General features: G+C 65.9%; 13 protein-coding genes. 2 read left to right on the top strand and 11 right to left on the bottom strand.

The window, feature by feature from the left end; genetic code table 11:
• Both AWJ14_RS19775 and AWJ14_RS19770 read left to right on the top strand, forming a co-directional pair.
• The gene (locus AWJ14_RS19775) at positions 1-216 is read left to right on the top strand and encodes a DUF2274 domain-containing protein (protein ID WP_066183483.1); all 216 of its coding nucleotides are present in this window, start codon (positions 1-3) and stop codon (positions 214-216) included.
• Positions 217-517: 301 nt separating this feature from the next.
• A complete protein-coding gene (locus AWJ14_RS19770; RefSeq protein WP_066183631.1) occupies positions 518-790 on the top strand; it encodes a helix-turn-helix transcriptional regulator in 273 nt (90 codons plus the stop codon).
• Here the strand turns inward: AWJ14_RS19770 and AWJ14_RS19765 are convergent.
• From AWJ14_RS19765 to AWJ14_RS19715, 11 genes are all read right to left on the bottom strand, one after another.
• A complete protein-coding gene (locus AWJ14_RS19765; protein WP_066183481.1) occupies positions 780-2036 on the bottom strand; it encodes a tyrosine-type recombinase/integrase in 1257 nt (418 codons plus the stop codon). The genes AWJ14_RS19770 and AWJ14_RS19765 overlap by 11 nt on opposite strands.
• Positions 2037-2355: 319 nt before the next feature.
• Entirely contained in the window at positions 2356-3930 is a 1575-nt protein-coding gene (guaA, locus tag AWJ14_RS19760; protein ID WP_171904911.1) for a glutamine-hydrolyzing GMP synthase, read from the bottom strand.
• Positions 3931-3939: 9 nt separating this feature from the next.
• Positions 3940-4572 (bottom strand): 5'-methylthioadenosine/S-adenosylhomocysteine nucleosidase, encoded by a 633-nt coding sequence (locus tag AWJ14_RS19755; protein ID WP_066183478.1) that lies wholly within the window; start codon positions 4570-4572, stop codon positions 3940-3942.
• Positions 4569-5018, bottom strand: a complete 450-nt coding sequence (locus AWJ14_RS19750; protein WP_066183476.1) for a PaaI family thioesterase — start codon at positions 5016-5018, stop codon at positions 4569-4571. The genes AWJ14_RS19755 and AWJ14_RS19750 overlap by 4 nt, the downstream gene beginning before the upstream one ends.
• A gap of 76 nt (positions 5019-5094) precedes the next feature.
• Positions 5095-5559: a TspO/MBR family protein gene (locus tag AWJ14_RS19745; RefSeq protein WP_066183474.1), complete on the bottom strand. Its 465-nt coding sequence runs from the start codon at positions 5557-5559 to the stop codon at positions 5095-5097.
• A gap of 59 nt (positions 5560-5618) precedes the next feature.
• Positions 5619-6911, bottom strand: a complete 1293-nt coding sequence (locus AWJ14_RS19740) for an RsmB/NOP family class I SAM-dependent RNA methyltransferase (RefSeq protein WP_066183470.1) — start codon at positions 6909-6911, stop codon at positions 5619-5621.
• A 200-nt stretch (positions 6912-7111) separates the two neighbouring features.
• Complete coding sequence (locus AWJ14_RS19735) at positions 7112-7858, bottom strand: SDR family oxidoreductase (protein ID WP_066183468.1); 747 nt, start codon at positions 7856-7858, stop codon at positions 7112-7114.
• Positions 7859-7880: 22 nt separating this feature from the next.
• Complete coding sequence (locus tag AWJ14_RS19730) at positions 7881-9347, bottom strand: aldehyde dehydrogenase family protein (RefSeq protein ID WP_066183463.1); 1467 nt, start codon at positions 9345-9347, stop codon at positions 7881-7883.
• A gap of 16 nt (positions 9348-9363) precedes the next feature.
• Positions 9364-10977 carry an ABC transporter ATP-binding protein gene (locus AWJ14_RS19725; RefSeq protein ID WP_066183461.1) on the bottom strand — a complete coding sequence of 538 codons (1614 nt, stop codon included), beginning with the start codon at positions 10975-10977 and terminating at the stop codon, positions 9364-9366.
• Positions 10974-11837, bottom strand: coding sequence for an ABC transporter permease (locus AWJ14_RS19720; RefSeq protein ID WP_171904910.1), 864 nt, complete (start codon positions 11835-11837; stop codon positions 10974-10976). The genes AWJ14_RS19725 and AWJ14_RS19720 overlap by 4 nt, the downstream gene beginning before the upstream one ends.
• On the bottom strand, positions 11834-12784 hold the full coding sequence (locus AWJ14_RS19715; protein ID WP_066183459.1) for an ABC transporter permease: 951 nt from the start codon (positions 12782-12784) through the stop codon (positions 11834-11836). Before AWJ14_RS19715 ends, AWJ14_RS19720 begins: the two co-directional genes overlap by 4 nt.
• Between the last annotated feature and the right edge of the window lie 45 nt (positions 12785-12829).

The following is a 12829-nucleotide window of genomic DNA, read 5'->3' as shown; positions in this document are numbered from 1 at the left end:
ATGGCCAAGCTGAAACTCGGCCCGATCGCCGACGACAAACCTGTGAAGGTCGCCTTGGAGCTGCCCGCCGCGCTCCATCGCGATCTTACAGAATACGGCCGCCTGCTAGCCGAGGGCGGCGAACCCATCGAGCCCGCTAAGCTGATCGTGCCAATGCTCGAACGCTTCATCTCGACCGATCGCGGCTTCGCTAAGGCCCGGCGCAGCATCGGCTGAGCCCATGCCCGCGGGTCGTACCGGCGATGCTGTTATGCTCCCGCCGCGCCCATTCCGCTCTCACCAGCATAATCATCGTACGATATGCGGTGATTAGCGCCCCTATCACCGCACACGTCATGCGAACCCGGTTGGGGTGCCGTGCGCGAGCGAACGCGAATGCGGCACGCTACCGGCGGCCGATCCTTCGCCATGGTTCGCCAGACGCCGAGAATGCAGCCAAGTCGCTACCCCGGCCACATTAAAGGAGGTTTGGCATGAACACATGGAACGACAGGATCGCAAACGGTGGGGCTGGGCGATGAGCCAGACACCGGCCCCTCTCAACAAACGCACCATCCGCAGGCACCAGCTTCGACAGATCGTTCCCCTGGCTGACACGACCATCTACGACATGGAGCAGCGCGGCGAGTTTCCGCAGCGCTTCTATCTGACATCTCGAACCGTCGTATGGGACCTCGGCGAAGTGGAGGCTTGGCTTGAAGAACGCCGTCGAGCCTCCAAGGCGAAGACCGCCAAGCGTGCCCCCGCACCCGACGTAACGCTCAGGAAGACCCGTCCGGTCAAAGGTTAGGCTCCGGGGCCAGAAGGTCCATGGAGGCCGGATAGAGCGTTGGGGTGTATTTCTGACCGCCGACCCATGCGTCGATCAGATTGCCCCATTCCTGCATCATGTGGCGGCGCTGGTGCTCATACTCGGCCTTGTTATAGACGCCGCGCGAAGAGCGCCCATCCTCGTGGGCCAAGCACTTCTCGATCCAGTCGCTGTTGAAGCCCAGCTCGTTGAGCAGCGTCGAGCCCGTGCGGCGAAGGTCATGCACGGTAAACGGCTCCAGCGGCAACCCCGCCTTCTTGGCCTGCACGACGACCGCCGAGGTGACGCGGTTGAAGGTCGCGCGCGACATCGGCGCATCCGCGTCGTAGCGCGATGGCAGCAGGTAGCGCGAATTGCCGGCACAGGTCTTGAGCGCGACGAGGATGTCGAGCGACTGTTCGCACAGATAGACGTTGTGCGGCTTGGAACGCTTCATCCGCTCCTTCGGGATCGACCACACCGCATTCTCGAAGTCGACCTCATCCCACACCGCGTCCTGCAGCTCACTCTTGCGGACCATCGTCAGCAGGATCAGCTTCAGGCCGAGCCGGATGGTAGGCAACGTCGCCACATGCTCAAGCTGGCCGAGCATAACCCGGATTTCGGCGGGCGAGAGCGAGCGGTCCTTGGGAACGAACGTCGCGATCGACGCCGGCCCGACCTCTTCGGCGGGGTTCGACACCTTCTCCCCGTGCAGCTTCGCGAAGGCGAAGACGAGCTTCACGATGTCACGAACATGGACCGCCGTGGCCGGCGCTCCCCGCTTCTTCACCTTGTCGCACATCGCCCGAAGATCTTCGGGCGTGATTTCCGTCAGCAACCGATTGCGGAACGTCGGCAGTATATCGCGCTCGTAGATCGAGCGGCGCATCGCGCGAGTGCTTTCGGCCATCCGGTGCTCTTGCAGCCAGCGTTCGCCAAACTCGCCAAAGCTTTTTGCTTCCTTGATGCGGCGCTTCTCGCGCTGCTTCTCCTGGGCGGGCGACCGCCCCTCCTGAATCGAGCGCTGTGCGTCGATAAGCTTTTCCCGAGCGCGGGCGAGAGAAAGGCCCGCTGGCCCGTATCGGCCGAGGGTCAAGGTCTCGCGTCGACCGTGCATACGGTAGTCATAGCGGAACACGACGGCGCCCGACGGGTTCACGACGACATACATACCGTCACGGTCAGTGACCTTGTATAATTTGTCCTTTGGCTTCAGTGCTTTGATTGCCGCATCGGTAAGCATCGGACCCTCCTAGATCGTTCAAAAAACGCCAGAGAGCCCCTGAAAATACCGTCAGGCCAAAATCGACCAATCCTGGCGGCGAATTTTCCTTTATTTTCAATGGAATAAAGGTCAAAAAAATACCGTCACAAGCTCTCTAAGCCATGACGGTATATGCAATTCCGCGATGTCACAAGACGCCCCATACCGTCAGTTCCGCCGTCGATCGCGAGGCTTTCCCAGCGATTGACGGCGAAAGACGCCGGAAAGAAAATTCTTTATTTTCAGCGCTTTATGGAGCGTAATCGGCGGTTATCGGCGGCGTTTGGGTAGGCGCGAATTATTCCCACTCGATGGTGCCGGGGGGCTTGGAGGTCACGTCGTAGACGACGCGGTTGATGCCCTTGACCTCGTTGATGATCCGCGTGGCGGTGCGGCCGAGGAAATCCATGTCGTAGGGATAGAAATCGGCGGTCATGCCGTCGACCGAAGTGACGGCGCGCAAGGCGCAGACGAATTCATAGGTGCGCCCGTCGCCCATCACGCCCACCGTCTGTACCGGCAGCAGCACGGCGAATGCCTGCCAGATGGTGTCGTAGAGCCCGGCCTTGCGGATCTCGTCGAGATAGATCGCGTCGGCCTGGCGCAGGATGTCGAGCTTTTCGCGGGTGATGCCGCCCGGGCAGCGGATCGCGAGCCCCGGCCCGGGGAACGGGTGGCGGCCGATGAAGCTGTCGGGCAGGCCGAGCTCGCGGCCGAGCACGCGCACCTCGTCCTTGAACAGTTCGCGGAGCGGCTCGACCAGCTGCATGTTCATGCGCTCGGGCAGCCCGCCGACATTGTGGTGCGACTTGATGGTGACCGAGGGACCGCCCGAGAACGAGACGCTTTCGATGACGTCGGGGTAGAGCGTGCCCTGGGCCAGGAAATCCGCGCCGCCGATCTTTTTCGCCTCTTCCTCGAACACTTCGATGAACAGCCGGCCGATGGTCTTGCGCTTGACTTCCGGATCGGCTTCGCCCTCGAGCGCCGAGATGAAGCGGTCGGAGGCATCCACCAGCTTGAGCGAGAGATTGTAGTGCTCGCGGAACATGGCAACCACGTCGCGGGCCTCGTTCATGCGCATCAGGCCATGGTCGACCAGGATGCAGGTGAGCTGGTCGCCGATCGCCTCGTGGATCAAGAGCGCTGCCACCGAGGAGTCGACCCCGCCGGAGAGCGCGCAGATCACCTTGCCGTCGCCCACCTGGTCGCGGATCTTCTGCACCATCTCCGCCCGGTAGGCGGCCATCGACCAGTCGGCCTTGAGCCCGACGATCTTGTGCACGAAGTTCGACAGGAGCTTCGCCCCGTCGGGCGTGTGCACCACTTCGGGGTGGAACATGGTGGTGTAGTAGCGCTTGTCTTCATTGACCGATATGGCGAAGGGCGCGTTCGGCGAGGTGCCGATCACCTCGAAGCCTTCCGGCAGCCGGGTTACCCGGTCGCCATGGCTCATCCAGACCGGATATTTCTTGCCCACTTCCCAGAAGCCCTCGAACAGCGGCGAGGGCTTGAGGATCTCGACATCGGCGCGGCCGAACTCGCGGTGATGACCGCCCTCGACCTCGCCGCCGATCTGGGTGCAGAGCGTCTGCTGGCCGTAGCAGATGGCGAGGATCGGCACGCCGGATTCGAACACCGCCTCGGGCGCGCGCGGCGAGCCCTCGCGGGTGACCGAATCGGGGCCGCCCGAGAAGATCACGCCCTTGGGCTTGAGCCGCTCGAAGCCTTCGGCCGCCAGCTGGAACGGAACGATCTCGCAATACACGCCGGCTTCGCGGACCCGGCGGGCAATGAGCTGTGTGACCTGACTGCCGAAATCGATAATCAGGATGGAATCGGGGTGGGTGGTCTCGAGGATGATGTCGTTCATGGCGAGCGATTAGGCCAAAGCCGCGCCGGATGCAATCGCCGCTTCGAGCAGATCCACCGCATGGGCCAGTTTTTCGTCGATAACATGGAGATATTCGGTCCAGTCGTCGACGTGGTTGAGGTCTTGCTTGCCGTCGGAAATGCCGCGCAACCCGAGGACCGGCACGGAAAACAGGCTCGCGGCGCGCTTGATCGCGAAGGTTTCCATGTCGACCATGTCGGCATCGATGCCGTCATAGGCTGCGCCCGAGACGATATTGGCACCGGTCGAGAGGCTGGCCGAAGGCACGCCTTCGGCGATCACCGGCAGCGAGAGCTTGGCCGGCAGGTCGAGAAACGGCGTCCGGCCCTTCTCGAAGCCGAGCGCGCTTGCGTCCATGTCGCGGTAGCTCACCGACGAAACCTGGTAGATCCCGGTCTGCTCGAGCAGCCGCGAGCCGGCAGAGCCGAGCGAGACCACGCAATCGGGCGGGTTGCCCGCCAGCGCCGACAGCCTGAGCGCGACCGCCGCCGCGGCCTCGACCGGGCCCACCCCGGTGAACAGCGGCGCAAACCGCGCCTTCAGATGCGGGCCGTATTCGGCCTCCGCCGCCATCACATAGAGAACCCGCCGGCCGCCGACAGGTTTGACTTCGCCCTTCATCCGTCGATCCCTTCACGCCCGCGCACCACCATCATGGTGCCGGTCATCGAGGCAATCAGCTTGGCGGGCCCGTCGGCGATGGCATAGGCGCGCCCGTCGCTGACGATGATGGTGTTGCCCGGTTTGGTGACTTCGCCGCGAAACAGGAACCGGTCGCCGCGTCCGGGCGACAACAGGTTGATCTTGAACTCGATCGTCAGCACCGCGGCGTCCTCCGGCATCACGCTCAGCGCCGCATAGCCGCAGGCCGAATCGAGCGCGGCAGACAGGATGCCGGCATGCAGGAACCCGTGCTGCTGGGTCAGATCCTCACGGAACGGCATCTCGATCTCGACCACGCCGTAATCGACCTTGGTCAGGGACGCGCCGATGGTGCGCATGGCAGCCTGCCGCGCGAAACTGCCGGTAACGCGTTCGCGGAAATTCTGGTCGGGCACTTCGTCCATGCGGCAATCCTTTCGCGACTGCGAAGGTGCCAAGCGCTCCGCCAAACAGCAAGCCTTTTCTCGCGGCCCTCCCCGCTCAAGCGGGATTGAGCGACAGGATCGCGTAATTGAGCAGGCCCGCGAAGCTGGCCCAGAGCGCATAGGGAACGAACATCAGCGCGGACGGACGCTCGCGCCGCCATCCGAGCACGATGAAGGCGATGATCGAAACCAGCATGCCGCCCAGGATCACGATCGCCAGATCGGGGCGCTGCAGGGTGAAGAAGGTGAGCGGCCAGAGATAGTTGAGCACGATCTGAACGAACCAGATCTTCGGCAGCGGGCCGCGCCGGTCATGGATGAAGACACGCGCGCCGGCAATGCCGATCATCACGTAGAGCACCGCCCAGACCGGGCCGAACACCCAGTTGGGCGGATTGTACCAGGGCTTCTCCAGCGTCTGGTACCAGGGGCCGGGGGCCGAAACATAACCCACCAGGCTGCCGCCGGCCAAAGTCAGCACCACGAACAGGATCAGTATCACTGCATTCGATTTGCCCATCTCGTCGCCTCGACTTTCGCACCCCGCCGTCCCGCGCGCCGCGGCCGGATCCGGGCCCATTATAGCTTGCGCCGGAACGCCATGAAATAGAAGCCGTCGCTGCCGGTGCGGTGCGGCGACATCAGCAGGCCCAGGTTGGCCGTCGCATAGGGCACCGGCGCTTCCGGATCGGCGACGACGGAGCGCCAACGCTGCTTGAGACTGATGGTTTCAAACTCCGGGTGCCGTTGCAGGAAGGCCTTGGTGCGGTCGGTGTTTTCCTCCGGCATCAGCGAGCAGGTGACATAGGCGAGTTCGCCGCCGGGGCGTACATATGCCGCAGCCGCATCGAGCACCTTGTCCTGGTCCGCGGTGCGGTCGGCAAGGTTCTTGGCCGACAGCCGCCATTTGGCGTCGGGCCTGCGCCGCCAGGTGCCGGTGCCCGAGCAGGGTGCATCGATCAGCACCCGGTCCATCTGTCCCTCGAGCCCGGCGAGATCGGCCACCCGCTCGCGGATGTCGATGATCTCGGCGCCGGCGCGGCGGATGCGCTCGACCATGGGCGCGAGCCGGCGGCGGTCGGCGTCATAGGCATGGATCGAGCCCGCGTTTTCCATCATCGCCGCGAAGGCCAGCGACTTGCCGCCGCCGCCCGCGCAATAATCAAGCACGGTTTCGCCCGGCGCGGCCCCGGCAAGGCTTGCCGCGAGCTGCGAGCCCTCGTCCTGGATCTCGAACCAGCCGCGGGCGAAGCTTACCTCGGAGGTCGCCGCGATCTGGCGCTGCGGGCCTTGGCCTGCGGGAATGCGCACGCCATGGGGCGCGAGCCGGGTGGGCTCGGCGCCCTGGTCGGCAAAGGCTGCGAGCACCTGCGCGCGGTCCGTCACGAGCGTGTTGGCCCTCAGGTCGAGCGGCGCCCGCTCTGTCAGGGCCTGCGCCTCGGCTTCCCAGTCCGCGCCGAAGGCCTGCTCGAAGGCACCGGTCAGCCAGTCGGGGATGTCGGCGCGAATATAAGCGGGTGCGGCGGACAGATCGCGCGCCAGGCAGGCCGAGAGATGTTCGGCGGAAGGAATCTCGGGCGCGAACTTGTCGCCGTCGAGCGTGGCGACCAGGTCCTCCGGGCTCACGCCCCATTGCCGCAGCAGCGTGGCGATAGCGAGATCGGCGGGGCCATCGCCGTCCATCACGTAAGCATGCGACAGCTTCATGCGCAGCGCGTCATGCACCAGGTTGGAGATCGCCGCGCGGTCGCCGGACCCGGCAAAGCGGTGCGACAGGCCCCAGTCCTTGAGCGCGTCCGGCACCGGCCGGTGCCGGGTTTCGATGTCCGTCAGGACTTCAATGGCTGCTTGCAGGCGTCCGCCAAGGCGCATGATCAGGTCTCCCGATGCACGGCGCGCTGGTCGACGGTGTCGGCGCGGCTGCATGATGGCCCGGGCGGTCGGCGGCAGGCTTGTTTGCCACCGGGCGCGCGGGCGTTTTTCTGTGCTTGGCCCCTGCTAGCCGGTCGCCTCCCCCATGGCAAGCCAATTGCCGGCCCGCCTGAACGCAGCTTGGAGCGCGCGGGCGAGGCTCAGATGCAGCGGCCGCCATCGACCTCCATGGCGACGCCGGTGATCATCGAGGCTTCGTCGGAACACAGGAAGCAGGCGGCGTTGCCCATGTCCTCGGGCGTGGAGAAGCGGCCGATGGGAATGGTCGAGAGGAACTTCGCGCGGATCTCCGGCGTGTCCTCGCCCATGAAGGACTTGAGCAGCGGGGTTTCACCGGCCACCGGGTTGATGGCGTTGACGCGGATCCCAGACGGCGCGAGTTCGACCGCCATGGTCCGGGTCGCCGTGATCATCCAGCCCTTGGAGCAATTGTACCAGTTGAGCCGCGGCCGCGGGCTCACGCCGGCGGTGGAGGCGACATTGAGGATCGCGCCTGCCCCGCGCTGTTTCATGCCGGGCACGAAATGCCGCGCGGTGAGATAGACCGACTTGGCATTGACCGCGAGCACCCGGTCGAAATCCTCTTCGCTCACCTCTTCGAGCGCCGCCGGCAGATGCGTGACGCCGGCATTGTTGACGAGGATGTCGAGATGGCCGAAGCGGCCGAGCACCATCTCGGCCATGGCCGCAACGCTGTCGTTGCGCGCCACGTCCACAGTCACCGCGAAAGCCTTGTCGCCCAGGGTGGAGGCGAATTCGCCGGCGGCAGCGCCGTTGACATCGGCGATGGCCACGCGCGCGCCCTCGGCCAGGAATTTGCGGACGATGCCGGCGCCGAAGCCGGATGCACCGCCGGTCACCAGCGCGGTCTTGCCTTCAAGTCTCATCAGTTTCTCCCTGAATTTCCGATCAGTTGCCGTGCCAGACGGCGACGGTCTTCAAGACCGAGAAGCCGTACAGCGCCTCGAACCCCTTTTCGCGGCCGTGGCCCGACTTGCCGACGCCGCCGAAGGGAAGCTCCACCCCGCCGCCGGCGCCGTAATTGTTGACGAAGACCTGGCCCGAGCGGATCGCCCGCGCCATGCGCATCTGCCGGCCGCCGTCCCGGGTCCAGACGCCGGCGACCAGGCCATAATCGGTGGCATTGGCAATCGCCACGGCCTCTTCCTCGTCGCGGAACGGGATGATCACCTGCACCGGACCGAAGATCTCGTCGCGGGCGAGCGCATGGCCGGGATCGACCTCGCCATAGAGCGTGGGGCGCACATAATGGCCGCCCATGGGCGCGGATTTCGGCATCTGCCCCTCGGCAATCGGCGCAAGCCCGTCCTCGTCGGCCTCGGCGAGAAAGCCCTGGACGATGTTCTTCTGCCGGCCCGAAATCAGCGGCCCGACCGCCTGATCCTCCATGGCGGCGCCCACGGTCAGCGCCTTGTAGCGCTCGCTCATCAGCCGCACCACCTCCTTGTGCAGCGAAGCCTCGACCAGGATGCGCGAGGAGGCGGAACAGGTCTGGCCCGCATTCTGGATGCCGGCATTGACGAGGAAGGGCAGCGCGCGGTCGAGATCGGCGTCGGCGAAGACGATCTGCGGCGATTTTCCGCCGAGTTCGAGCGTGACCGGGACCACGTTCTCGGCCGCCGCCGCCTGCACCTTGCGGCCGGTTTCGAGCGAGCCCGTGAAGGACAGGTGATTGACATCCGGATGCGAACACAGCGCCGCGCCGGCCTCTTCGCCAAGCCCCGGCACCACATTGAGCGCGCCGGCCGGCAATCCGCATTCGACGGCGATCCGCGCGAAGGCCAGCGCCGTGAGCGAGGCCTCCTCGGCGGGTTTCAAGACCGCGGCATTGCCCATGGTCAGCGCCGCCCCGACCGAGCGGCCGAGGATCTGCATCGGGTAGTTCCAGGGGATGATGTGGCCGGTCACGCCATGCGGCTCGCGCAGGGTGAAGACCGTGTAGTCGTTCAAATACGGGATGGTCTCGCCGTGCAGCTTGTCGGCGGCCCCGCCATAGAATTCGAGATAGCGCGCCAGCGCGCGCGCGTCGGCGCGAGCCTGCGACAGCGGCTTGCCGACGTCATGGGCTTCGAGCATGGCGAGCCATTCGACGTGTTCTTCGACCGCGCGGCCGATGCGGGCAAGCAATCGGCCGCGTTCGGCGGCGGGCATGCGCCCCCATTCGCTGTCGAGCGCCATCCGGGCAGCATCGACGGCGGCCTCGATCTCGGCTTTGCCGCCGCGGGCGATGCGGCCGATCTCATGGCCGGTCGACGGATCTTCCACCGGCAGCGTCTTGCCGCCGCTTGCGCCGATCCATCGCCCGCCGATCAGGCACTGGCTCGTGTCAAATCCGGCATCAAGAGTCTCGCTCACGGATCTTCCTTTCGTCTCAACGGGAGCCGGTGGCTGCAAGCGCCGCCTCGAGCGAGGGCGTCGCTGCCACCAGTTCCCTCGTATAGGGATGTTGCGGATCGCGAAACACGCTTTCGGTTTCGCCCTGCTCGACGATGCGCCCGTCCTTCATCACCAGCACCCGGTCGGTGATCGCCCGCACCACGGCGAGATCATGGGAGATGAACAGATAGGAGAGATCGAGCCGGTCCGAAAGATCGGCCAGCAGATCGAGGATCTGCGCGCGGATCGACACGTCGAGCGCGGAGACCGCCTCGTCGAGCACGATCAGCGACGGCTCGATGATCAGCGCCCGGGCGATGGCGATGCGCTGGCGCTGGCCGCCCGAGAATTCGTGGATGTATTTGTCCTTGTCGGCAGGCGCGAGCCCGACTTCGGTGAGCGCGCGGTCGATCCGCTTTTCGAGCTCCGCGCCACGCGGCGGGGCGGCGAGCAGATGGAACGGCTCGGTCACCAGCCGGCGAACCTTGTGGCGCGGGTTGAAGGAGCCGTAGGGATCCTGGAACACCACCTGCATGCCCGCACGCAGCTTCGGGTGCGGCCCCTCGCCGGCGCTCGACACCAGTTCCCCGTTCAGCCGGATTTCGCCGCCCTGAAGCGGATCGAGCGCCAGGATGGCACGGGCGAGCGTCGACTTTCCACAGCCCGATTCGCCGACCAGCCCGACATTCTCGCCATGCGCGATCTCGAAGCCGACACGATCGACGGCGCGGAACGGCGGGGGACGGACGAACAGGTTGCGCCGCGGCTGCGGGTAGTCGCGCACCACGCCGCTCAGCGACAGCACCGGCACCGAGCGGGGCTCGGGCTTGCTCATGCGCGATGGCACATGGGCGGAGGCCGAAAACAGCGCGCGGGTATAGGGGTGGCGCATCGCGGTGAAGGTCTCGCGGGTCGGCCCCGCCTCGACCACCGCGCCGTCCTTCAGGATGGCGATGGTGTCGGCCAGGCCCGCAACCACCGCGAGATCATGGGTGATCAGCATCAGCCCCATGTCCTCTTCGCGCACGAGCCCGGTCAGCAAGTCGAGAATCTGCGCCTGCGTCGTCACGTCGAGCGCGGTGGTGGGTTCGTCGGCGATCAGCAGCTTGGGTCTGAGCGCAATCGCCTGGGCGATCACCACCCGCTGGCGCTGGCCGCCGGAGAGATCGTGCGGATAGCGGTCGAGCGGAAAGCGCGAGGCGGGCAGGCCGACCCGGTCGAGCATTTCGCGGGCGACAGCCAGTGCTTCGCGCCGGCTCGCCCCGGTGTGCACGCGCACGGTTTCGGCCACCTGGTCGCCGATGGTGCGTACCGGGTTGAGCGCGGTCATCGGCTCCTGGAAGATCATGCCGACGTCGCGGCCGCGCATCGCGCAGAGGGCTTCTTCCTCCATGCCGGCGATCTCCATGCCCCCGACCCGGATCTCGCCGCTCCAGCGGCTGCCGCGCGGCAAAAGCTGCATCACCGACAGCGCCGTCATGGACTTGCCCGAGCCCGATTCACCGACCACGCCGAGGATCCGGCCCGCCTCCAGCGACAGATCGATGTCGTGCAGCACGGTGTTGCCGTGAATGTCGACCTTCAGATTGGAGACGGTGAGCGCGGTCATGAGCGCCCCCGCCTGAGTTTTGGATCGAACAGGTCGCGCAACCCGTCGCCCATCAGGTTGAGCCCGAGCACGGTGACGATGATCGCAAAGCCCGGAAACAGCGCCATGTGCGGCGCAAGCGAAATCAGCGTCTGGGCATCGGCCAACATCCGGCCCCAGCTCGGCAGCGGCGGCTGCGCACCGAGCCCGACATAGGCGAGCGCCGCTTCGGCGAGGATCGCGAGCGAGAACTGGATGGTGCCCTGGACGATCAGCAGGTTGGCGATATTGGGCAGGATATGTTCGGCCGAGATCCGGACCTTCCCCTTGCCGGCGACGCGGGCGGCGAGGATGAAGTCCCGCGTCCACAGCGCCAGCGCCGCGCCGCGCGCGAGTCGGGCGAAGACCGGCACGTTGAAGATGCCGATGGCGATGATGGCGTTGATCGCGCCGGGGCCGAACACGGCGGTGATCATGATCGCGAGCAGCAGCGAGGGAAAGGCGAAGACCAGATCGTTGCCGCGCATGATGATCTCGTCGACCAGGCTGCCGCGCCGGGCGGCGGCATAGAGCCCGAGCGGTACGCCGAGCCCGATGCCGATGCCGACAGCGACGAAGGCCACCGCGATCGACACCCGCGCGCCGACCATGATCATGGAAAACATGTCGCGGCCGAAATGATCTGTGCCGAACCAGTGCGCGAGCGAGGGCACCTGCAATTTGTCGGCAATGGCGAGCTTGGTCGGATCGTAGGGCGTCCAGACGAAGGAAAGGAGCGCGAGGGCGACGAACAGCGCCGAGAGCGCAAAGCCCACGACGAAGGCCGGGTGGCCGAGCGCCATGCGCAAGAGCGATATTTCGCCGGCAACGGACCTGCTCATCGGCGCGCCCTCCTGAGCCGCGGGTCGGCGGCTGCATAGGCGAGATCGACCACGAAGGTGACGAGAATGACGGCAAAGACCAGGAGCATCACCACCGAGCGCACCACGATCAGGTCGCGCTGGGTGATGGCCTGGAACACCAGCCGCCCGAGACCGGGCAGATAGAAGACGTTCTCGATGATGATGCCGCCGGCGAGCAGGAAGGAGAACTGGAGGCCGAGAATGGTCAGCACCGGGATCAGCGCATTGCGCAGCGCATGCCGCCACAGCGCCTGTCCGCGGCTCAATCCCTTGGCGCGCGCTGTGCGCATGAAATCCTCGTCGAGCGTGTCGATCAGCGAGGAACGCATCACCCGCGCGAGAATCGAGGCCTGCGGCAGGGCGAGCGCGATCGCCGGCAGGGTCAGTGCCTTCAGCGCCGGGAAGACGCCCGCCTCCCAGCCCGGGAAGCCGCCGGCGGAGAACCAGCGCAGATTGACCGCAAAGACCAGAACCAGAATCATCGCGAACCAGAAATTCGGGATTGCCACGCCAAGCTGGGTCGCGCCCATCACCGAGAGGTCGGCGGCGCTGTTGCGCCGGGCGGCGGCGAGGATGCCGGCCGGAAAGGCGATCAGCGTGGAAAGCGCAAGTGCATAAAGCGTGAGCGGCAGCGAGATCACCACGCGCTCGGCGACAAGCTCCGAGACCGGGACCCGGTAGGTGTAGGAGGTGCCGAAATCGCCCGTGAGCAGGCCCGCGACCCAGCCGAGATAGCGCAACACCAGCGGCTCATCGAGGCCCATTTGCTGGCGCAGGGCCGCCACCGCGGCCGGATCGGCATTGATGCCCATCATGAAGGAGGCCGGATCGCCCGGCACCACTTCCATCACCAGGAAGATCACCAGACTCGCCGCCACGAGGCTGAGCGACAGCGAAACCAGGCGCCTGAACAGATAGGCGGTCATCGGGCGGAATCCACAAGCAGGGCAGGATCGGGACGGGCGGGATCT

This window comes from Parahoeflea olei, from assembly GCF_001703635.1.
Classification (GTDB): Bacteria; Pseudomonadota; Alphaproteobacteria; order Rhizobiales; family Rhizobiaceae; genus Hoeflea; species Hoeflea olei.
This window is presented reverse-complemented; position numbering and strand designations above follow the sequence as displayed.